At 65.8% G+C, this 19,874-nt stretch carries 20 protein-coding genes; 5 read left to right on the top strand and 15 right to left on the bottom strand.

Going from position 1 to position 19,874, the window contains the following annotated elements; translation table 11 throughout:
- Nucleotides 1-76 precede the first annotated feature (76 nt).
- The 5 genes from ACI3KT_RS05990 to ACI3KT_RS05970 form a co-directional block, all read right to left on the bottom strand.
- On the bottom strand, nucleotides 77-832 hold the full coding sequence (locus tag ACI3KT_RS05990; protein ID WP_307293793.1) for an SDR family oxidoreductase: 756 nt from the start codon (nucleotides 830-832) through the stop codon (nucleotides 77-79).
- An 80-nt stretch (nucleotides 833-912) separates the two neighbouring features.
- Nucleotides 913-1,224: a hypothetical protein gene (locus ACI3KT_RS05985; RefSeq protein ID WP_404903072.1), complete on the bottom strand. Its 312-nt coding sequence runs from the start codon at nucleotides 1,222-1,224 to the stop codon at nucleotides 913-915.
- 80 nt (nucleotides 1,225-1,304) lie between these two features.
- Entirely contained in the window at nucleotides 1,305-2,240 is a 936-nt protein-coding gene (locus ACI3KT_RS05980) for an RNA polymerase sigma-70 factor (RefSeq protein ID WP_404903070.1), read from the bottom strand.
- Nucleotides 2,241-2,418: 178 nt separating this feature from the next.
- On the bottom strand, nucleotides 2,419-3,015 hold the full coding sequence (locus ACI3KT_RS05975; RefSeq protein ID WP_404903069.1) for a hypothetical protein: 597 nt from the start codon (nucleotides 3,013-3,015) through the stop codon (nucleotides 2,419-2,421).
- Complete coding sequence (locus ACI3KT_RS05970; RefSeq protein ID WP_307299352.1) at nucleotides 3,015-3,545, bottom strand: carboxymuconolactone decarboxylase family protein; 531 nt, start codon at nucleotides 3,543-3,545, stop codon at nucleotides 3,015-3,017. Before ACI3KT_RS05970 ends, ACI3KT_RS05975 begins: the two co-directional genes overlap by 1 nt.
- Nucleotides 3,546-3,762: 217 nt before the next feature.
- Here ACI3KT_RS05970 and ACI3KT_RS05965 point away from each other — a divergent pair, with 217 nt between their 5' ends.
- Nucleotides 3,763-4,500, top strand: coding sequence for an SDR family oxidoreductase (locus ACI3KT_RS05965; protein WP_404903067.1), 738 nt, complete (start codon nucleotides 3,763-3,765; stop codon nucleotides 4,498-4,500).
- Nucleotides 4,501-4,546: 46 nt separating this feature from the next.
- On the opposite strand, the gene ACI3KT_RS05960 is transcribed toward ACI3KT_RS05965, so the two are convergent.
- The 3 genes from ACI3KT_RS05960 to ACI3KT_RS05950 all read right to left on the bottom strand — a co-directional run bounded on the left by ACI3KT_RS05960 (nucleotide 4,547) and on the right by ACI3KT_RS05950 (nucleotide 7,307).
- A complete protein-coding gene (locus ACI3KT_RS05960; protein ID WP_404903065.1) occupies nucleotides 4,547-5,485 on the bottom strand; it encodes an alpha/beta fold hydrolase in 939 nt (312 codons plus the stop codon).
- A gap of 68 nt (nucleotides 5,486-5,553) precedes the next feature.
- The gene (locus ACI3KT_RS05955; RefSeq protein WP_404903063.1) at nucleotides 5,554-6,297 is read right to left on the bottom strand and encodes an alpha/beta fold hydrolase; all 744 of its coding nucleotides are present in this window, start codon (nucleotides 6,295-6,297) and stop codon (nucleotides 5,554-5,556) included.
- Between the two features lie 59 nt (nucleotides 6,298-6,356).
- Nucleotides 6,357-7,307: an alpha/beta hydrolase gene (locus tag ACI3KT_RS05950; protein WP_404903061.1), complete on the bottom strand. Its 951-nt coding sequence runs from the start codon at nucleotides 7,305-7,307 to the stop codon at nucleotides 6,357-6,359.
- Between the two features lie 209 nt (nucleotides 7,308-7,516).
- Between ACI3KT_RS05950 and ACI3KT_RS05945 the strand changes: the two genes are divergently transcribed.
- Both ACI3KT_RS05945 and ACI3KT_RS05940 read left to right on the top strand, forming a co-directional pair.
- Nucleotides 7,517-8,263, top strand: a complete 747-nt coding sequence (locus ACI3KT_RS05945; RefSeq protein ID WP_404903059.1) for an SDR family oxidoreductase — start codon at nucleotides 7,517-7,519, stop codon at nucleotides 8,261-8,263.
- Nucleotides 8,264-8,345: 82 nt separating this feature from the next.
- Nucleotides 8,346-9,101 carry an SDR family oxidoreductase gene (locus ACI3KT_RS05940; protein ID WP_404903057.1) on the top strand — a complete coding sequence of 252 codons (756 nt, stop codon included), beginning with the start codon at nucleotides 8,346-8,348 and terminating at the stop codon, nucleotides 9,099-9,101.
- A gap of 177 nt (nucleotides 9,102-9,278) precedes the next feature.
- On the opposite strand, the gene ACI3KT_RS05935 is transcribed toward ACI3KT_RS05940, so the two are convergent.
- The 7 genes from ACI3KT_RS05935 to ACI3KT_RS05905 all read right to left on the bottom strand — a co-directional run bounded on the left by ACI3KT_RS05935 (nucleotide 9,279) and on the right by ACI3KT_RS05905 (nucleotide 16,649).
- The gene (locus ACI3KT_RS05935; protein ID WP_404903055.1) at nucleotides 9,279-10,157 is read right to left on the bottom strand and encodes an aldo/keto reductase; all 879 of its coding nucleotides are present in this window, start codon (nucleotides 10,155-10,157) and stop codon (nucleotides 9,279-9,281) included.
- 59 nt (nucleotides 10,158-10,216) lie between these two features.
- On the bottom strand, nucleotides 10,217-11,008 hold the full coding sequence (locus ACI3KT_RS05930) for a ribonuclease activity regulator RraA (protein WP_404903054.1): 792 nt from the start codon (nucleotides 11,006-11,008) through the stop codon (nucleotides 10,217-10,219).
- Nucleotides 11,005-12,930 (bottom strand): hypothetical protein, encoded by a 1,926-nt coding sequence (locus ACI3KT_RS05925; RefSeq protein ID WP_404903053.1) that lies wholly within the window; start codon nucleotides 12,928-12,930, stop codon nucleotides 11,005-11,007. Before ACI3KT_RS05925 ends, ACI3KT_RS05930 begins: the two co-directional genes overlap by 4 nt.
- Nucleotides 12,927-13,757, bottom strand: coding sequence for a carbohydrate ABC transporter permease (locus tag ACI3KT_RS05920; RefSeq protein WP_404903051.1), 831 nt, complete (start codon nucleotides 13,755-13,757; stop codon nucleotides 12,927-12,929). Before ACI3KT_RS05920 ends, ACI3KT_RS05925 begins: the two co-directional genes overlap by 4 nt.
- On the bottom strand, nucleotides 13,754-14,596 hold the full coding sequence (locus ACI3KT_RS05915; protein ID WP_404903049.1) for a carbohydrate ABC transporter permease: 843 nt from the start codon (nucleotides 14,594-14,596) through the stop codon (nucleotides 13,754-13,756). The genes ACI3KT_RS05920 and ACI3KT_RS05915 overlap by 4 nt, the downstream gene beginning before the upstream one ends.
- A gap of 94 nt (nucleotides 14,597-14,690) precedes the next feature.
- Nucleotides 14,691-15,938 (bottom strand): ABC transporter substrate-binding protein, encoded by a 1,248-nt coding sequence (locus ACI3KT_RS05910; protein ID WP_404903047.1) that lies wholly within the window; start codon nucleotides 15,936-15,938, stop codon nucleotides 14,691-14,693.
- A 75-nt stretch (nucleotides 15,939-16,013) separates the two neighbouring features.
- Nucleotides 16,014-16,649 carry a GntR family transcriptional regulator gene (locus tag ACI3KT_RS05905; RefSeq protein WP_404903325.1) on the bottom strand — a complete coding sequence of 212 codons (636 nt, stop codon included), beginning with the start codon at nucleotides 16,647-16,649 and terminating at the stop codon, nucleotides 16,014-16,016.
- 76 nt (nucleotides 16,650-16,725) lie between these two features.
- Here ACI3KT_RS05905 and ACI3KT_RS05900 point away from each other — a divergent pair, with 76 nt between their 5' ends.
- Nucleotides 16,726-17,046, top strand: a complete 321-nt coding sequence (locus ACI3KT_RS05900; RefSeq protein ID WP_404903046.1) for an L-rhamnose mutarotase — start codon at nucleotides 16,726-16,728, stop codon at nucleotides 17,044-17,046.
- Nucleotides 17,047-17,399: 353 nt separating this feature from the next.
- Nucleotides 17,400-19,868 (top strand): carbohydrate-binding protein, encoded by a 2,469-nt coding sequence (locus ACI3KT_RS05895; protein ID WP_404903044.1) that lies wholly within the window; start codon nucleotides 17,400-17,402, stop codon nucleotides 19,866-19,868.
- Nucleotides 19,869-19,874 lie beyond the last annotated feature (6 nt).

Here is a 19,874-nt window from a genome sequence, read left to right as displayed (position 1 = left end):
TGACAGGTGTCGTGAGTTCGTCGACCTCGTCGAGAATGGAGGGTGTGAGGAGTGATCACTCCTCACACCCTGACTCTTACTTCTTGGCCTGCGAGGCGAGCCACTCGTCGAGCGTCGTCGACGCGAGCTGCGCGCCTTCGACCGGGAGAAGCGTCGACTGCTCGATCTTCGCGCCGAAGTACTGCGCGTCGGGGGTGGTCGTCACCGAGCGCTGATCGCCTGCTGCGGCGAACGTCCGCTTGATGAACTCCTCGATCGAGAATGTCTCCGGCCCGGCGACCTCGACGGGGCCGTTGGCGGGTTCCCCGGCTGCAGCGCGGCCCACAGCGGTCGCGACATCCTCCGCCGCGATCGGCTGGATCAGGGCGTCGGCGACGCGGATCTCCTCCCCCTGCATGGAAGTGAAGACGATCGCCGGAGCGAACTCGAAGAACTGCGTGGCGTGAAGCAGGGTGTAGGGCACACCGGAATCCGCGATCAGTTTCTCCTGAGCAGCCTTGCCGTGGAAGTAGCTGATGTCCTGCGGCCGGTTGGTTCCGACCACGGTGAGCGCCACGTGATGCTTGACTCCCGCTTCCTTCTCCGCAGCGAGCTGGTTCTTCGTGGACGTCGTGAAGAAGTCCATCACCACGTCCGGAGCATACGAGGGCGCCTGTGTCGTGTCGACGACCACGTCGGCTCCCACGAGCGCCTTCGCGAGTCCCTCACCGGTCATCGTGTCGACGCCGGTCTTGCGCGACGCGGCTACCGCATCGTGTCCGTGCGCGATGAGCTTCTCCACGACGCGGGAGCCGACATGTCCGGTGCCGCCGATAACTACGATCTTTGCCATTTTCGGATACCTTCCGTCTTTGAGACGTCGACGTGACGTCCCGAAGGGGTGACCGGTGACCGAGGTCGGGTGTGACGGTGTCATCGATTCCAGTGGCGGAGTTTCTCCGGGTTGCACACCACCCACACGGTGGCCATTCGTCCTGAGCGGAAGTCGGCCGTGATGACTCCGACGACCCGGTCATCCCGAACCAGGGTGATGCCGGGGACGCTGTTGATAGAGGCCAACGCCGCGGTGGTTCCTTCAGTCATCAACGCCACCAGTTCCGACGACGCGGCAGAGCGCCCGCTGAGAGGGATCGATGCGGTGTCCACGTGCCCTCCGCTGTCTATGACCAATGTCACGGCCCGATGAAGGAGGCCACGAATCGCTTCGTCGTCCTTCGTCGCCATCGCCTTCGAGAGCTCTGCGATGATCTCCTCGTCGGCACCACGATGTGCCCGGCGCGACCACGCCGGGTAACGCCTGGAGGTCATGCGCTGACCGCGGCGACGTTCCGCAATTTCTCGGGGCTCATCACCCAGAGAAGTTGCAGGATGCCGTCACTCGACGGTGTCACGGTCACCACGGTGGTGACCTGCCCGTCTTCCGTGAGGGTTGCGGCGGGCTGCCCGTTGACCTCGACCCAGTCGATTCTCTTGTTCGTCCAGAAGTGGTGCGCGAACGCGGAGACGAACTTCGCCACCCGCCCGCGCCCGCTCACCGGGATGCGTGCGGCCTGCTTCACCCCGTTGCCATCCGTGTAGCTCACGACGTCGGCAGCGAAGAGCGACTCGAGCTCGCGGACATCCCCCTTCTGGGCAGCAGTCAGGAAAGCCGCCAGAAGACGTCTTTGCGCTGCGGGATCCACCGTCGCCTGCTTTGCGGACGCGAGGTGTGCGCGTGCTCGGCTGACCAGCTGTCGTGCGCTGGCCGGGCTGGATGAGACCACCTCGGCGATGCGCGGGTAGGGGTAGTCGAATGCCTCGCGAAGGATGTACGCCGCCCGCTCGGTCGGTGTCAGCTTCTCCAGCGTGAGCAGGATGGCGAAATGCAGAGCTTCGGCGCGCTCCGCTCCGAGAGCGGGGTCGTCCTCCGTGTTCACAGGCTCAGGGAGCCACGGGCCGATGTACGTCTCACGGCGCACGCGGGAAGACTGGAGGACGTTGATCGACAGCCGCGTCACGATCGTGGTGAGAAAGGCGATCGGTTCCTGTACCTTCGAGCGATCCGTGTTCTGCCAGCGGATCCAGGTCTCCTGGACGATGTCCTCGGCATCGGCAACGGTGCCGAGCATCCGATAGGCGATGCCGAACAGACGTCGGCGGTGCGCGTCGAATGTCGTCAGCGCGTCCTCCAGCTCGGTGCACACACCACTATGTTCGTCGGTCTTCTCGCGTTCGTCCACGTCGACGTCTTCAGCGCCCACGGGAGACCCTGCTTCCGTCTTCCTGACCCGTCCCATCCGACACCACGATCCGCATCGTCGCCCGCTCCGTTCTGAACGACTTCGGTCCACGCAGATGCCGTCCTCTAAGGGTGACCGCGCAGGAGCCCGATCTGTGACGGGTCCAGGCGAAGACGTCTGACGGCGAGCAGCTTCTTCGTCAGTCCGGGTAGGCCGCCCGTATGCGGCGTCGTTCGTACATCAGAGTCGCGGTCAGCAGCGCCGCTCCGACGACCACCCCGGCGATCTGGGCGAGGAGTGGCTGCGCGCCCCCTCCGAAGATCAGGAGGAGCGCGACGAGCGCTCCCCCGAGCACCGAGTTCACCGTTCCGATCATGCTCGCCATCGTGAACAGGAATGACGAACGCGAGTAGCGCACACCCAGCTCCCCGGTGCGCGGGTTGTCGAGGGAGATCAGATCCGGACCTGACGGATGCAGGCTGACGAAGTGCTCCCGGATCCGCACCATGCGCCGGCGCACCGTGATGTTCTCGACGCTGGTGTCGACCAGGCGCACGACGGTGAACCAGCCGAGCATGAAGATCGTAGGGAAGACCGTGACCGTGAGGACCGCCAGCAGTGCGGGCGACTTGCCCGCGAAGCCGATGGCCACCAGTCCGCTTGACAGCGTCGACAGGTAGATCGTGCTGCGCGTTCCCGCCTCTGCGATCGTCGAGCTCGCGACCGATTGCAGCACGAACAGCTCGGTCCCGATCGCACTGTTCAATGCGGCCGCGCCGGGTTCCGCATCGGCCATCAGCGGGCCTCGTTTCCGCTTCGACGCTCCGGGGCCACCTCGTAGTGACTGGTGATGGCGACTCGGTTGAAGGCGTTGATGATGATGGCCAGCCACCTCACCGCGGCGTGCTGCTCGACCGAGAGTGCGCCGGTTGCGTCGCGCTGCGCTGCGCGCCCGGCCTGTTCGTCGGCGATGAGCGTCACGTGCTCGGTGACCGCGAGCGCGGCCTTCTCCACCGGGGTGAAGTAGTCGGTGTCCCGCCACGCGCTCAGAACGGCGAGGCGGTCGGATGTCTCCCCCGCGAGGAGAGCGTCGCGCGTGTGCATCCGCAGGCAGAACGCGCAGCCGTTCAGCTGAGACGCGCGGACGCGAATCAGCTCGATGATGCGCTGGTCGAGGCCCGCCTGCACTGCCGCAGCAGTGGCCTCCTTGCCTGCTGACAGGAGCGCCTTGTACACGGCGGGTGCGGCGTGGTCGAGGTGCGCGGGAGGGAGCCCGGGCTCGGCCGGGAGATCCGCGATCGTTTCCTGCTGCCCGATGGTCGACATGTTCACCTTTCGAATCTGAGGCGCGCCTGACATTCTCAGCGCCGTTCACTTCGTTGACCGGGAGGAAGCCCCCGTTGTGACGAGCGTCAGGCGCAACAGGGGGCTGCCGCTCGATCGGCCTGTCACACCGCACCGGTTCTCGCTGTCACATTGGTGGCGCCCTACGAGCTCCGGTGGAGCCACCTCCGGTCGCGGCGCCATGATCAGGGGAAAGCGCATGAATCGGAAACTGGAAAGCAAAGTCGTATTCGTCACCGGAGCGTCATCCGGAATCGGACGCGCCACCGCTCTGGCCCTCTCCACAGCTGGTGCACTCGTCGTCGCCGCGGGACGCCGAACGGAGAATCTGCAGGATCTGGTCGAGGAAGCTCCCGGCGAGATGCTGGCGGTGGAGCTCGATGTCACCGACCGCGAATCCGTGGACCGGGCGGTGGCGGCAGCCGTCGAACGTTTCGGTCGGCTCGACGCACTCGTGAACAACGCCGGGCTGATGTTGGCAGGAATGGTCGTGGGCGCGAACACGGACGAATGGGTGCGCATGGTGGAGACGAACCTGTTGGGATCGATGTTCGTGGCCCACGCCGCTCTCCCTCACCTCGTCGAAACGCACGGCGCGTTCGTTCAGGTGTCATCCACCTCGGGGCGAATCGCGTCTGCGGGCGCCGCCGTGTACTCGGCGACCAAGTTCGGGATCACCGCATTCGCGGAAGCGGTCCGACAGGAGGTCACGAGTCGCGGCGTCCGAGTCGTCGTGGTGGAGCCGGGCTTCGTCGAGACGGAGCTCACCGACCACACCACAGACCCCGTCATGAGGGATGCCGCCGATCAGATCGGGCAGTCGATGCGCACACTGCAGCCGGAGGACATCGCGGACGCGATCGTCTTCGCGCTCACCCAGCCGGAGCACGTCTCCATCAACGAGCTCTTGGTTCGCCCGACCGATCAGGTCCACTGATCGCTCGGTGGTGCACCGTCGAGGTGTTCGACGGTGCACCACCGTGTCACGGCGTGCCGGCTCCGTCCCCTGGAGGTTCCGCGACATCCGCGACAGCCTGGGCGAAGGCGTGCGGTGCCTCGGCCGGCAGATGGTGACCCGCATGGCGGACCTGACGATGCTCGCGGGGGCCTGAGAACAGATGCGCATGCTGTGACCCGTCCGTCGCCGGGAAGTTCCCATCCGCCGTGCCGTCGAGCGTGATCGTGGGAACGCTGATCGTCGGGGCAAGAGCCAGACGCTCCTCGAGTTCGTCGTAGATCTCCGCTCCTGGCGCCAGGCCCAGTCGGTGACGGTACGAGTGGATGACGACCTCGACGTAGTCGGGATTGTCGAATGCGCGGGCGACGCGGTTCAGTTGCGCGTCGCTGAACGCCCATTCCGGCGAGTTCCTCCGCCAGATCACCTCGGCGATGTCTCGCCTGTTGGCATCGAGGCCGCGACGACCTCGGTCGGTGGCGAAGTACCAGAAGTACCAGAACCCGGCCTCCAGGTCAGGGCGTATCGGTGATTGCGAGTCGGCGATGTTCTGGATGAGGTAGCCGTTGACCGAGACGAGTCCGGAGATCCGCTCCGGCCACAGGGCGGCGACGACGCATGCCGCCCGCCCGCCCCAGTCGTATCCGGCGAGGACCGGCTGGTCCAGATCCAGAGCGTCGATGAACGTCAGAAGGTCCGATCCCAATGCGGCTTGCTGACCCGTGCGAGCGGTTCGGTCATCCCGGAACCGCGTGGGGCCGTGCCCGCGCAGATACGGCACGACGACTCGATAGCCGGCGTCGACGAGCATCGGCGCGACCTCGGCGTAGCTGTGCACGTCGTAGGGATAGCCGTGCAGGAGCACGACGGGGTCTGCAGACGGGTCGCCGAGATCGAAGTAGGCGACGGACAGGTCGCCCGCGTCGATCTGCTGGGCAGTGAGGAAGGGCGAGGATGCAGAGGTCATGATGATCCTTCACGTCGATGGTGTGGCGCCCCGCACCGCGCGAGCAGTGCGGGACGCCACGGTCTGGGTCAGGCCATGGTTGACGTGACGCCGGCGACGTACGCCTTGCCGGCGGACGCGATTACTTCGGCGACGACCTCGGGGTGCGACACCAGGGCGGCGTGGGAGGCACCCTCGATCTCCCGCGTTCCGCGGGAAGCGGCGCGCTCTGCGCCCGCGCGGAACACCGCCACCGGGATGTTCAGGTCATGGTCGCCGAAGACGTGCCATGACGGGATGTCCTTCCACGCCGGCCGCGTGGTGGGCAGCCCGTCTGTGAGTGCGGCCTCGGTGACCGGTCGCTGAGTCGCGGCCATGAGGGCGACGGTCTCCTCAGTCACGTCCGCAGCGAACTGGTGGTGGAATGCGTCCGGACGGATGGCGAACTCGTTTCCGCCTGTGGAGACGGGGTGCACCAGCAGCGTCTCGCCGAGTGTGCTCCCGGGGGCGCTGTTCGACAGATCGAAGGCGCTCTCGCCGGTCTCGGGGACGAACGCTGATACGTAGACGAGGCCGACGACAGCCGTGTTGGCGGACGCTGCCTCCGTGATCACGAGACCGCCGTAGGAGTGCCCGACGAGTACGACGGGCCCCGCGATGGAGGAGGTGACGTCGCGCACGTACGCGGCATCGCCGGTCAGGCTGCGCAGCGGGTTGGCGACGGCGACCACCTTCACACCGTGGGTCTGCAGCTGCGCGATGACGGCATTCCAGGATGCAGACTCTGCAAACGCTCCGTGGACGAGGACGATGGTGGGTTTCTCGGGGGTCATGATGTCTCTTCTCTCTAGATGTTGTGCTGCTGGGGGGCTTCGGATGCGAGGACGGGCGACTACGCGGCTGCGAGTGCCTTGCGGAGAATGTGGATCGCCTGTTCGATCGCGGCAGTGCTGGCAGCGGAGCTGCGCAGCGGGTTGAGCATCATGAAGTCGTGGATGGTGCCGTCGTAGCGGACGAGCGTCGTGCGCACGCCTGCTTCGATGAGCTTCCGCCCGTACGCTTCGCCCTCGTCGCGAAGGACGTCGTTCTCGTCGACGACGAGGAACGTCTCCGGCAGACCCGCCAGCTCGTCGATCGACGCTCTGAGCGGGGACGCGCTGACATCGGTGCGAGCGTCGACGTCAGGAAGGTAGCTGTCCCAGAACCAGGCCATCGCGTCGGCGCGAAGGTGGAACCCTTCTGCGAACTCCCGGTAGCTCTCCGTGTCCTGACCGGCGTCGGTCACCGGGTAGTACAGCGACTGGTGGACGAAGGTGACGTCGCCGCGACGCTTCGCGAGAATCGCGACGACGGCTGCCATGTTCCCGCCGACGGAATCACCGGCGATGGCGAGACGAGAAGCGTCCAGACCTTTCGACGCGCCGTCGTTCGTGATCCAGCGTGCCGTCGCGTACACCTGTTCGACAGCCACGGGGTGATGGGCTTCCGGCGAGCGGTCGTACTCGACGAAGACGACTGCCGCATCGGCGCCGGCCGCAAGCTCGCGCACGAGACGGTCGTGCGTGCCGGCGTCACCCAGCACCCAGCCGCCACCGTGGACGTAGAGCACGACCGGCAGCTCGCCGCTGGAACCCGCAGGCTTCACGATGCGGACCCGCACGTCTCCGACCTCCGCCGGGACAGTGATCCACTCGTCGACGACATCGGACTCTGCGACCGGCGCCGCCTGGACGTCGTCGAGGAGCTTTCGCGCGCCCTCGACACCGAGGTCGGCGAGGAACGGAGGCGTCGAAGTCGCGTCGGCGAAGGCTTGCGCCTCCGGCTCCAGAACGTGGTCGGTCATGACAGGGTCCTTTCAGATGTGCGGTGAGCCGTTCTCGACCGTCACCGGTTCTGCAGCCCATGCAAGAAAGGACCAGATGAAATCAGTGATTGTGACAACCCTGCGGATGAGCGGTCTTCTCGCCGTTTTGCGTCACAACCTCCGTGTGTGCCCGGTCAATTCATGTACGGGCGGCCATACGCGACGGCCTCAGCTGACGAAGGAGCATCATGAAAATCACGGTCATCGGTGGAACCGGACTGATCGGCGCCAAGCTCACCCGCGCTCTCGACGATGCCGGCCACGAAGTTCTCGTCGGGGCACGCGCGACCGGCGTGAACTCGTACACCGGCGAAGGGCTGGAGGAGGCGCTGACCGGTGCAGACGTGCTCGTCGACGTGTCGAACTCCTCGTACACCGACGAAGAGGCCGCCCGTGACTTCTTCTACACCTCGACCATGAATCTGCTCAGTTACGGCCGAGCGGTCGGAGTCGCGCATCACGTCGCGCTCTCGGTCGTCGGAACGGACAGGCTCGCGCGCGCTGAAGGAGGGTACTTCGCAGCGAAGGAGCAGCAGGAGCGGTTGATCATCGAGTCTCAGCAGCCGTACTCACTGGTGCACGCAACGCAGTTCTTCGAGTTCATCCGAAACATCACCGACAACGCCACGCACGGCGGGAAAGTTCGTGTCGCGGACGTGCTCCTACAGCCCATGGCGGCAGCAGACGTCGCCGGTGCCGTCGCCGAGGTCGCCCTCGGTCGACCGCTGTACGGCATGGTCGAGTTCGCGGGCCCGGAGGTCTTCAGCCTCGAGCAGCTGGCGGTTCAAGATCTGCGTTTCCGCCAGGATGAGCGGGAGGTGACTGCAGACCCTCTCGGCACCTATTTCGGGGCACATCTTCAGAGCCGCGACCTGCTCCCCGAGGCGACGGCGAGGATCGCTCCGACGAGGTACCACGACTGGCGGAGCAACTGACGAACGTCTGTCACATCCAACACCCCTGTCTGGTCACTACTTATGGGCACACCTACCTGTGCCTACGAGAGGAAGGCATGAAATGGCAAAGATCGTCGTCATCGGAGGCACAGGCCTCATCGGATCCAAGGTCGTCTCGAAGCTGAACGCGCACGGCCACGAGGCCATCGCGGCGTCACCGAACACCGGCGTCAACACGCTGACCGGAGAGGGCGTCGCGGAAGTCCTCACGGGCGCCGACACGGTCGTCGACGTGTCCAACTCGCCGTCCTTCGCGCCGGACGACGTCATGGAGTTCTTCACCACGTCGACGAGCAATCTGCTCCGCGCTGAGGCAGCGGCCGGCGTGAGGCACCACGTCGCTCTCACGATCGTCGGCACGAACAGGCCCCAGAGCATCCCGTACTTCGCGGCGAAGGTCGCTCAGGAAAAGCTGATCCGCGACTCGGGAGTCGGATACTCACTGGTCCACGCCACGCAGTTCTTCGAGTTCGTCGGCAGCATCGCCGACATCTCGACCGAAGACGACACAGTCCGGCTTCCCGGCGGCCTGGTTCAGCCCATCGCCGCGGAAGACGTCGCGACGGCCGTCGCGCGCACGGCTGCGGGCGCGCCCCAGGGCGACATCGAGATCGCGGGACCCGAGTCCTTCGGCATGGACGAGTTCATTCGTCGCGGCCTCACCTTCCGCAAGGACCCTCGAGTCGTCGTGCGCGACGACAGCGCTCCGTACTACGGCGCGCAGATCGAAGAGCGCACTCTTCTCCCTGTCGAGGGCGCTCAGATCTTCGAGACGCGCTTCGAGGACTGGCTGCCGCTCAACCCGCCCCGCAAGTAGCGAGACGGGACGTCACCTCACCCCGTCTCCCTGACGCCGCTCGGCCCTCTACGATCCACGCTCCTCACGGAGTGCGGATCGTCGAGGGCCGAGCTTTCTCGTTGAGCGAGGACTCATCCATCCAAGGGACCCCGGTGCAGCAAGGAACCTTCAAGTGCTACACGTCACTCGTAGCGGTTACGCCATTGCGAGGACTTCTTCGATAAGCCCAATAGCGTCTCCATGTGCATCGAACAGCGTCGCGTTGCGCGCTACCTGCGCGGGAGACTCTGCTCCGATCACGACCGAGATCACTGGCGGTGCCGGCCTCATCGCGAACGCGACGGCTGCTTCCGGCAAGGTGTAACCGTGCCGGCCGGCTGCTGCGGCGAGTTCGCGAGCTCGCCGCAGGATCTCGTCAGACGGTGGGCGGTACTCGTAATGCCCCTGTGGGTCAGGGGTGTCAGTCGCGAGCACACCGCTGTTGAAGACTCCGGCGTTCATGACCGATACCCCGCGCGCTACGCACGCCGGAACAAGCTCTCGGAGCGCCGTGTGGTCGAGAAGCGTCAACCGTCCCGCGATCATGACCACATCGATGTCGACCTCCTCCACGAACCGCTGGAGCGCTGTGATGTCGCGCGTGGCAACGCCGACAGCACCGACGTCTCCCTGGTCGCGCATCCGCATGAGCGCTGGAGCGGCATGAGTTATCGCGTCGTCCACGTGCTCGTCGGGGTCGTGGATGAACGCGATGTCGACACGCTCTGTGCCCAGTCGCTGCCGTGACGACGAGAGCGATTCTTCGACCCCTTCTCGGGTGAAGTCCCACCGTCGGCGGGCACCAACCCCGGTTCCTTCGATAATGCGTCCGACCTTGGTGCTGATGGTGACGTCGTCACGATCACGCGTGCCGAGGGCGATCCCGAGACGCTGTTCGGCAAGACCAAGGCCATAGTGCGGAGCAGTGTCGAAGTGCCGGACTCCGCGCTCCAAGGCAGCCTCGACGATGGCGTTCGCATCCGCCTGATCGATCGGTGTGAAGAGGTCTCCCAACTGGGCGGTCCCCAGGCCCATCCGCGTCACGCGAACATCGGTCCTGCCGATGTTCGCGTGACCCGCGGCTGTCGAAGCACTCACCCGTTCGAAGCGATCTGTGCGTCACGCCACGCCTCGTACTCCGCGCGGCTGTTCGTGGACAGCGGGTAGTAGTCGGAGAGACGGGCGCCTTCCTCCAGACGCATTCGGCTGAAGACCTCCCAGTTCTCGTGGTCCTCCGCCGACTGCACGAGTTCCAGCGCCTTCCCCTGCGGCACGATGACCGCGCCGTCGTCATCGGCCACGACGACGTCACCGGGGAGTGCCAGCACGCCACCGACCGCGACCGGCACGTCGTACGCCCAAGGGAACAGGTCCGTCTGCGACGCGTAGTGGGGTGTCGTGCCGGTGCACCAGATCGGCACGCCGAGCTCACGAACTCGTGCCGCGTCGCGGATTCGGCCGTCGACGACGATTCCCGCGCCGCCGCGGCGCTTGAAGTAGCGCACGAGCATGTCGCCGAAGCATCCGGTGAAGGCGCTGCCGTAGGCCTGAACGACGAGGACATCGCCTTCTTGCACGGTCTCCAGCACTTCCCACAGCGCTGTGTGGCGTTCGATGTACTCCTGGTTCACTCCGCTGGCGATGTCTTCTCGCTGCGGCATGAACTGCAGCGTCAGCGCAGAACCCACGATGCGGCTGCCGCGTTCCAGCGGCGTGGGTCCCTGCACGGCGGTGCGGGTGATGCCCATGCCGTTGAGCTTGGCGCAGGCGGTCGCCGCGCTGATGATGTCCATGCGGTCGATGATGTCCGCATCGGCGCGGTCGAACGCGTCTCCGCGCACAGGCAACGGCCAGACGTTCGAGAGGCTCTCGGTTGCGGTGTTCATGGGTTCTCCTGAGTCGATGAGATGAGCTGGTGGGTGGCGGGGTAGGCGCGGCGCTCGATCGCCAGTTCGAGCGCGATGCGGGTGCGTGGCGGTAGGGCCACGGTGACCTTCGGGGCGGCGACATCGACAGCGTCATAGGTGACCGCGGGTGCCGGGATCGTATAGTCGCGCGGACTGCCGGGGTATCCCGTCCCGCGGTCGAACACCGCGGACCTGATCCGGTCCTCGCTGAACGATCCGGCTGTGATGACGACTTCGCGGTGAGCGTCGCCGAGATTGACGAGCTCCACTGACACCGCGTTCTCGTCTGCTCTGCGCACGAGTGCCGCGACGTCCTCGGGGAGTCCGGGGCGCCCGCGGAGGGCATCGGCGATGAGCACCCGGGCGAACGAGAGTCCGCCGTAGTAGACAGCAGGCGGGGCGCCGGTGACGAGCTGGGCGAGGACCTCAGTGACCACCGGATTCAGCCGTTGCCAGAAGTGGATGTCGCCGTCGGCGGGGATGTCGTCCGCCTCGTCCATGAGAGAGAGCCGGCGCAGCACCTGCCCGATGGCCATGTCGAGCGCACGCTCGGGATAGTCGTCGTTGCGGCCGTCGAGGAACTCGAGCCAGGGGGCCTCGTGTCCCTGTTCTTCCTTGTCGTGGAACCATCGAACCTCGCGCCAATCAGTGCTGGAGGCGGTGCGGATGCGGCCGAGCAGGTCACGGGCGTCGGGTGAGTGATCGACCCAGTCGAGCCACATGGCCGGTTCGATCGGCACGGGGTGCAGATCGAACCACCCGTCCGGGCCGAAGCGGTAGGGCACGAGGAGCTCGACGGTGTCTTCGTCGGCACCCAGGCGCTCCGCCCATCCCGGGCCGAGGCTGCCGCGGGTGCTGATGCGATCGAGCGTCTGGGCGTGCTCCAGCACGGCATCCAGCAATCCGCTGGCAAGGTCCAGCCGTTCGATGCCACCCGTGAGCACCACGCTGTTGAGCGCGGCCACGGTCGCGGCGGCCGCGATGGTGTGCAGACCATGTGGCCAGGTCCAGCCGTAGTGTCCGCCATACCAGGCGCCGCCGTGGAGCTCGCCGACTCGCCCGCCCGGCCCGACGTTGTCGGGAAGCACGCCCTCGTTCGCCGCTGCGCGCTCACGCCACGCATCGATGTACTCGAGCGCCCAGTCGCGATACCGGTCCTCATGGTCGTAGAGCCACGCGTTGGTGGCGAGCGTCGTGGCGGCGAGGTTCACGACCGTGTCGCCCCGCCCCATCCGCTCCTGCATGGCGGCACCCATCCGGGCTGCGGCGCCTGGTGCGCGGAGGTCGTCCCAGGTCTCGATGCCATCGATGTCGCGCAGCGGCAGCCCGTAGATCTCCATGCCGGGCTGGTCGGCGCTGTACTCGGTCCAGTCCTCTCCCACCCCCCAGCGCGGTCCGAGAGACCCGGTGTGTGGAGCGACGATGGTCCGTGAGGTGGGGTCGTAGTTGCCCGTCGGGGAGTCGGCCAGGTAGAACCCAGCGAACCGACGCGCGCGCTCTCGAAACGCCATGTCGGCGGGGTCGGCGGCGCAGATGCCGAGGAACAGGGGGAGCGACTCTCCTTGGTGGAACCAGTCGTAGCCGACCTCGTACTCGTCGTGGACGAAGCCGAACGCGGTCATCTGCCGGGTGACCCCTTCCCAGTGACGTTTGGCCGCCGGCAGAAGGTCGTCCGCACCGCCGAGGCGATACAGTGCGGGCCAATTGAAGAACGGCTCGTAGAAGTCGTCTACGCCATCCCGGCCGTACATTCGCCCGTCGTAGCGAAGACTGCCGTCGGGCTGGCAGAAACGCTCCTCGAACCGGCGCCAGCCGCGGTCGAGCAGCCGCAGGAGCTCGCGCTCGAGCAACGCCCATCGCGGTATGTCGCGGAGCGAGACGGATGCGGTGATGCGTGTCATCCCTTCACGGCTCCCGATGTAAGTCCGCCGATGATGCGCTTTTGCAGAAGCACGTAGAACACGATGACCGGCACCACGGCAAGCAGCATGTTCGAATACACGAGGGCGTAGTCGGTGGAGTACTTGCTGATCGCCGCGAACACGCCTGTCGTGACGGTGTACAGCCCTGATCCCGGGCCGAGAATGATGCGCGGGTTGACGAAGTCCGCCCACACGCCGACAGCGTTGAGCACGACCGCCGTGGCGATTGCGGGTGCCATGAGCGGAAAGATCACCCGCCAGAACGTCCCGATCCTTGACGCCCCGTCGATCCGTGCAGCTTCGTCGAGCTCACGCGGGATGCTCTGTACGTATGCCGTGAACAGGAAGAGCGTCGTAGGGATCGTCAGCGCGGTCTGGAAAAGGATGAGTCCAGGCATCGTGCCCATGAGCCCCACTGTCTTCAAGACATAGATGACCGGGATCACGATTGTCTGACTGGGGATGAAGAGCCCCGCGAGCATCACGAGCATGACGGCGCGGTGGATGCGTCGCGTTCCGCGCGCGATCGCGTAGGCAGCGGGCCCGGTGACGAGGATCGACAGCACGTTCACGATCACGACGAGGAGCGCGGTCGTACCGTATGCGGCGATCACGTTGAAGTCGGTCGATGTCGCGGCCGCGATGATGTTGTCGAGCGTGAAACCCTGCGCCGGAGGTGCGAACGGAGCGCCGAGGATGTCGTCCTCGGTCTTGAACGCGTTCGTCACGAGCAGATAAAGGGGGGCGCCCATGAGTGCTACGAGGGCGAGGATGCCGGCGAACCAGCCGATACGTCGTGCGATCATGCGGACACCGCCTCTTCGCTCCGTCGCCGCAACTGCGTCAACGCCACGGTGATCACGACGATGACGATCATGAGCACGACGGACTGCGCTGCGCCGTAGCCGAGCTGGGAGCGACTGAACGATGTCGTGAGAATTGTGAACACGACGGTCTGGGTCGTCCCGGCGGGACCGCCGGCGGTGAGAGCGAGCACGATCTCGTAGACGCGCAGGAGACCGATGGCTGCCAACACGATGTTGAGCGTCACGGTGGGCGCGAGCACCGGAAGCTTCACCTGCCAGAACGTCGCCCAGGGGCCGGCCCCGTCGATCTTGGCAGCCTCGAGCAGCGAGGCGTCAAGCGTCTGCAATCCCGCGAGATACAGGATCACGTTGAGTCCGAAGCTCGCCCAGATGACGACGAGAACGGTGGTGACCATCGCCCACGCCGGATCGGCGAGGAAGGGCACGCGCTCGACTCCGAGAGATGTCAGCAAGGAGTTGACAGCTCCATTCGTGCCGAGGATCGTGGCCCAGAGAAACCCGAGGATGACCGGGCCGATCACATAGGGCGAGAAGACAAGGACGCGCATGACCGTGTTCACTCGCGAGTTGCGATTGAGCAGCAGCGCGATGCCGAGGCCCAGCGCGTTGCATGCGAACGTGCCGACCACCGCGATCACGCCCGTGTAGGACGCGGCGCGGAACACCTCTGGATCCTGGAACAGACGCTCGTAGTTCCGGGTGCCCACCCAGGACGGCGGGATCGTGAAGCCGTCCCAGTTCGTGAAGCTCAGGTAAGCGGCAATGGCGATCGGAATGAGCACAAAGAGTGCGACCAGTGCGAGGGCCGGTCCGATCATCACGGTATCCGTGAGGAACTCCGCGCGCCCTCGGCGTCGGCGCCGTGCGGCCGAAGCCGACGAGGAGAGTTCCCCGTCGACCCCGGCCAATGCGTTACTGCGCGGCATTGAGGCCCCACCACGCGTCGAGGGCTGCTGCAGCGTCGGCGGGTGTCGTGCCCACGTACAGCGCCTGGATCTGCTTGTTCAGCTCGTCACCGAATCCGCCGGGGATTCCGGGGCCGGAGGTTCCGATCACGAGACCGGGAGCGGCATCGAGGATTGCACCCACTTCCTGATTGAGCGGGCTTCCTTCATACGTATATCCCTGACGGAAGTTGCCTTCCGACTCGAGCGAGGTCGTGACTGCCTTCTTGTCGGTGACAAGGTACTCGACGAGTGAGAGCGCGAGGTCCTGGTTCTTCGATGCTGAAAGAATCGAGTACGGTTGCGCCGGGCCGCTCATCTGTGGTGCCGCCTCTCCCGTGAGTGATGGTGTGGCGAACACGCCGACCTCGAAGTCGACGCCGGCCTCGTCGATCGAGGGCACAAGCCAGTTGCCCATCACGATCGAGGCGGAGGTTCCGGCCGTGAACGCGTCGATCGAGTCCTGGTACTTCAGGCCAAGGGCTGCGGGGTCGACCAGGCCGTCGGAGATCCAACCGGCGTACGCCTCGAGGTAGTCGGCGTAGGGGCTGTCGGCGAATGACGCGCTGCCGTCGGTGACGTCGGTGTAGAAGTCGCCGGATTCCAGCAGGGCGGGATTCGCCATCATGGCGAACTGCGCGCCGGTGACCCACTCGCCGGCGGTGCCCAACGGGACCGCCCCTCCTGCGGCCTTGACTGCCTCGAGCGCGGCAGTGAACTCCTCGATGCTCGTGGGTGCCTCGGTGACCCCGGCGGCTGCGAAGAGATCCTTGTTGTAGTAGACGAGTGATTGAATCTGGGCGCCTGTCGCGACCTGCCAGATCTTGCCGTCGAGCGCGTTCTCCTTCGCGAGCGGAGTGTCCTGCACCCACGACTCAGCGGGGAACGCAAGCAACTGCGGAGCGACTACGGGGTCGAGGTTGCTGGCGACGATGTCGGGTATGTCGCCGGAGGCCAGCTCCTGCTGCAGCGTCGCCTGCACATTCTCGCCGCTCGGAACTTCGATGGTGACGGTCACTCCCTCGTGGTCGTCGACCCAGGGCTGAACGAGCTCCTCGTAGTACTCCTTCGTGAGAACGGGCGTGATGTTGGCCAGGATGCGCAACTCGGTCTCCGCGCCTTCCTCGCCTCCTCCCGTCGAGCAGCCCGCCAAGATCCCCGCTCCGAGAGCTGAGGTGGCGATCACCGCGACGACGCGTCGGGTGTTGTGTCGCATGAATCCTCCTTGATCAAGTGCAATCGCCTATCGATAGGCGATTGCACTGTAACGCGAAACTCCTCTGATTAGCAACTACGTCGAGGGGTGGTCCAGTGCGCCGGACGCGTGCTCGGCGAATGCGTCGGCTGCGGCGTACGGATCTCCGTCGGCCAGGGACTGAATCAGGTCGCTGTGCCACGAGACGACGCGGCTGCGATCGCCCAGGTATCCGGGGTCACCGATTGCCCGCTGACTGACCAGCATCGGCTCCAACGTGTCCCAGAGGCGGGCCAGCACTGCCCTGCCGGTCAAGGCGATGACGCTGCGATGGAACTCCACATCCAATGCGCGAAACGCTGCCCGGTCATCGGCGTCGATGGCCTTCTGCATGCGAGAGACGACGGCGCGGAGCTGTTCGAGGTTCGATTCCGTCGCCTCCTCGGCGGCGATCCTCGCGGCTTCCCGCTCGATCGAGGCGCGCATCGTACGCGCGACCGCGAACTCCTCCGGCGAGATCTCCGTCACATAGCTGCCGTGGCGTGGCACGGATTCGACGAGCCCTGCATGCACGAGCCGCTTGACGGCTTCGCGCACCGGCGCTTGGCTGATGCCCAATTGTCGCGCGATCTCGGATTCCACGACGCGGGTCCCCGGGGCGCGAGTTCCATCGAGGATCGAGGCGAGGATGACCTCGTAGACCTGGTCGGACAGCAGTCCTCTGCTGATCATTGCGTCGGGCATGTGGCTCCCTCTCGTCGTGCGCGGATTCTTGCCAGACTAGCGATAATCGATTCGAGGGGAAGAGATGAGCACAGTGGTGGAGGGCTATCGCACACGCCTACGGCCGGGAGCCGCGGAGGCGTACGCTCGCACCCATTCCCGGATCCCTGAGGATCTGCACGCTGCTCTCACTCGATGCGGCCTCGTGCGTTGGCGCATCTGGGTTGACGGAGAGACCTTGTTCCACGTGATCGAGACCCGCGATGGCCGTGAGCGAATGGTCGAGCGGATGAACACACTTCCCCAGGTGGACGCGGCATGGGACGCCGCGATAGCCGGGTTCGTGGACGACGCCTCCGGCAGCTCCGCACCGCTCCCGCTCGTCTGGGATTCGATTCTCGACTGAGTGCTCGGGCTGGCTCCGGCCCGCCTCCGATCGCGCTGCGCTCTTGACGTCAGCGGTGCTGGAGTGGTTGCATTCGATCGACGATAATCGACTATCGATTGGAATGATCAATGAAGATCCGGAGATTTGCCGCGTTTGCGGTCGCGGGCGCTGTTGCAGCCGGCACGTTCCTCGCCGCAGCAGGGGCTCCAGCCACCGCTGGGGTGCTCGGGAGCTCACTCCATGTCTCTACAACGGGCGATGATGCGGGGAGCGGCTCATCGTCCTCGCCATTCCTTACGATCCAGCACTGCGCCGATGTGGCCCGTCCCGGCGACACCTGCGTCATCCACGCGGGCACCTACCGCGAGACAGTGACCCCACAACGGAGCGGCACCGCGCTTCTGCCCATCACCTTCCAGGCTGCGGACGGAGCCCGAGTCGTGATCGATGGATCCGACCCGCTCACCGACTGGGAGCCGGTGACGGCAACCGACCTCGCCGATCTCACTGCGGCTGATCCGACACTCAGCGGATCGGAGTTCGCCGAGTCCGTCGGAGACGGCACGGTGTTCCGTGCCGACGTCACTCTGCCCGACACCCTCCCGGGTCAGCAGATCTTCGTCGACGATGCCATGGCGCCCGAAGCTGCCTGGCCGCACGCAGGCGACGATCCGGCACACGCCACCAAGGCGCATGCCGACTGGGGCACGCAGACGCAGCTCGGTGATGACGCTCTGTCGCAGCCCGAGGGCTACTGGGTCGGCGCACGGTTGCTGTCTCACAACTGGTTCGTCAGCGAGACCGGCCGAGTGAGCTCCTCCTCACCCGGATCGGTGACCGTGGACGGTCTGCCCTCCTGCGTGGGCCTGAGCCCGAACACCACGAACTACTACGCACTCTCCGGCAAGCTCGCCCTCATCGGCCGAGACCGCGAATGGCACTACGACGATCAGTCCGGCGCACTCTACGTGCGTGTCCCCGGGGGAGACCCCGCAGCCGTCACGATCGAGGCCAAGCAGCGTGAGTTCGGCTTCGACCTCTCGGCACGCTCTCACATCAACGTTGTCGGGCTCGGGCTGAAGGGCGCAAGCATCCTCACCTCGTCCACCACGACGCGCGTCGTCCTTGACGGTCTTTCCGCCCGCTACGTGTCGGAATACGCTGACCTAGAGATCGACCCCAACACGGTCACGCCGTCCGACCCCTGCGATGTGTTGACGGCTGGCGAGACGACCAGTGGGATTCAGCTGCACGGCTCCGACAACGTCCTGCGCAACTCATCCATCGCGTACAGCGCCGGCAACGGTGTTCTCGTGACCGGGCAGCGTAACAGCGTGGTGAACAACGTCATCACGGACACCGACTACATGGGCAGCTACGCAGGCGGCGTCAACCTGTTGGGCACCGACAACACGGTCATGCACAACACCATCACCGGCACCGGACGCAGCAGCATCAACATCGACAACAAGGTCGCGGGCTATGACGCTTCCGGCCACCGCATCGCGTACAACGACATGAGCCACTACGGGAAGCTGGTGCACGACGTCGGAGCGGTCTACGTCTGCTGCCGAGTGGACCTCGGCGACACCCTCATCGACCACAACACCATGCGCGATGCCGCTCCGGTGTCGACAGTCGCTCCGGCCCCCGGGGTCTATCTCGATCTGGAGACCATCAACGGGGTCGTGGCCGACAACGTCACCTGGAACCGCACCACCTACGGCGTCGTGCTGATCAACCCCAACGGCGGCCACGCCTCAGGCACGAAAGTCATCAACAACACCAGCGGCACCGACCGCAAGGCGCTGAGCCTCTTCGGCGGCACGTACGAGGGCATCGAGGTCACGAACAACCTCGGCGACGTCGACAGCGCGGCGGGCGTGACGCTGACGACCAATCTGCCGAATGATGGGGCCGCCTTCACGAACCCGGCAACGCACGACTTCACGGTCGGCGAAGGCTCGCCGGCCCGCAACGCGGCGACTCCTCGTCCGCCTCACTCGGACGGCTCCACCGATGCCACCCCGACGGTCGGCGCCTACCAGTACGGCGCTCCGACCTGGCGTTCGGGCGCGACGCTGGTGGGCGAGACCGTGGAGGCTGAGTCCTATACCGCGACCTCTGGCACGTCGACCAGGGCAGGTGCAACCGGAACGGTTGTCGGAAGTTTCGACGGCGGAGACTGGGTGTCATACAGCGGCATCGACTTCGGCGCCGGGCGCGACCTCGTGCGCATGAACGTCGCCACAGACGACCCCTACGAGAACCAGACGTTCGAAATCCGCATCGACGCTGCGGACGGTCCGGTCATCGCGGACTTCCGCGTCGACTCGACAGGCGGGTTCGACCGCTTCTCGGAACAGTACGCGAGCATCGTCCCGACCGCTGGGGTGCACGACGTGTACATCCGCTCCGTCGGCTGGGCGGGAATCGGCGATCTCGACGCATTCTCATTCCTCACCACGGGCACGCAGCTGGAAGCGGAGGATGCGGCCCTCAAGATCGGGACGTCCACGGCCGATGGCGGAAGCGGCACGGTAGTCACACGGATCGACCGCGCGAACGTGATGCTGTTCCGCGCCGTCGACTTCGGGGCCGGGCGCACCCAGTTCGCTGCGTCGCTCGCCTCGGAGGCCGCGGAGGCGAAGTATGCGATCCGGCTCGGCTCTCCTGTCGGGACGAAGATCGGCACGCTGAGCGTGACACCCACCGGGTCGATCGCCCGATTCGAAACGCAGACAGTCGCGGTGACCGCAACCTCTGGAGTCCACGACGTGTATCTCGTCCCTTCGGGAGGGCGAAAACTCGGTTCACTCGATTGGATCGCGCTGCACTGATTGTCG

Origin of the sequence: Microbacterium sp. ZW T6_19 (genome assembly GCF_044987465.1) — a bacterium.
GTDB classification, from domain to species: Bacteria; Actinomycetota; Actinomycetes; order Actinomycetales; family Microbacteriaceae; genus Microbacterium; species Microbacterium natoriense_A.
This window is presented reverse-complemented; position numbering and strand designations above follow the sequence as displayed.

What these genes read in the sequence shown, in the direction of transcription:
- ACI3KT_RS05960 (WP_404903065.1), bottom strand. Translation starts at nt 5,485, where the DNA reads ATGACCTCTGCATCCTCGCCCTTCCTCACTGCCCAGCAGATCGACGCG.
- ACI3KT_RS05950 (WP_404903061.1), bottom strand. Translation starts at nt 7,307, where the DNA reads ATGACCGACCACGTTCTGGAGCCGGAGGCGCAAGCCTTCGCCGACGCG.
- ACI3KT_RS05990 (WP_307293793.1), bottom strand. Translation starts at nt 832, where the DNA reads ATGGCAAAGATCGTAGTTATCGGCGGCACCGGACATGTCGGCTCCCGC.
- ACI3KT_RS05985 (WP_404903072.1), bottom strand. Translation starts at nt 1,224, where the DNA reads ATGGCGACGAAGGACGACGAAGCGATTCGTGGCCTCCTTCATCGGGCC.
- ACI3KT_RS05910 (WP_404903047.1), bottom strand. Translation starts at nt 15,938, where the DNA reads ATGCGACACAACACCCGACGCGTCGTCGCGGTGATCGCCACCTCAGCT.
- ACI3KT_RS05935 (WP_404903055.1), bottom strand. Translation starts at nt 10,157, where the DNA reads ATGGGCCTGGGGACCGCCCAGTTGGGAGACCTCTTCACACCGATCGAT.
- ACI3KT_RS05970 (WP_307299352.1), bottom strand. Translation starts at nt 3,545, where the DNA reads ATGTCGACCATCGGGCAGCAGGAAACGATCGCGGATCTCCCGGCCGAG.
- ACI3KT_RS05955 (WP_404903063.1), bottom strand. Translation starts at nt 6,297, where the DNA reads ATGACCCCCGAGAAACCCACCATCGTCCTCGTCCACGGAGCGTTTGCA.
- ACI3KT_RS05900 (WP_404903046.1), top strand. Translation starts at nt 16,726, where the DNA reads ATGAGCACAGTGGTGGAGGGCTATCGCACACGCCTACGGCCGGGAGCC.
- ACI3KT_RS05965 (WP_404903067.1), top strand. Translation starts at nt 3,763, where the DNA reads ATGAATCGGAAACTGGAAAGCAAAGTCGTATTCGTCACCGGAGCGTCA.
- ACI3KT_RS05940 (WP_404903057.1), top strand. Translation starts at nt 8,346, where the DNA reads ATGGCAAAGATCGTCGTCATCGGAGGCACAGGCCTCATCGGATCCAAG.
- ACI3KT_RS05915 (WP_404903049.1), bottom strand. Translation starts at nt 14,596, where the DNA reads ATGATCGGACCGGCCCTCGCACTGGTCGCACTCTTTGTGCTCATTCCG.
- ACI3KT_RS05925 (WP_404903053.1), bottom strand. Translation starts at nt 12,930, where the DNA reads ATGACACGCATCACCGCATCCGTCTCGCTCCGCGACATACCGCGATGG.
- ACI3KT_RS05945 (WP_404903059.1), top strand. Translation starts at nt 7,517, where the DNA reads ATGAAAATCACGGTCATCGGTGGAACCGGACTGATCGGCGCCAAGCTC.
- ACI3KT_RS05905 (WP_404903325.1), bottom strand. Translation starts at nt 16,649, where the DNA reads ATGATCAGCAGAGGACTGCTGTCCGACCAGGTCTACGAGGTCATCCTC.
- ACI3KT_RS05930 (WP_404903054.1), bottom strand. Translation starts at nt 11,008, where the DNA reads ATGAACACCGCAACCGAGAGCCTCTCGAACGTCTGGCCGTTGCCTGTG.
- ACI3KT_RS05975 (WP_404903069.1), bottom strand. Translation starts at nt 3,015, where the DNA reads ATGGCCGATGCGGAACCCGGCGCGGCCGCATTGAACAGTGCGATCGGG.
- ACI3KT_RS05920 (WP_404903051.1), bottom strand. Translation starts at nt 13,757, where the DNA reads ATGATCGCACGACGTATCGGCTGGTTCGCCGGCATCCTCGCCCTCGTA.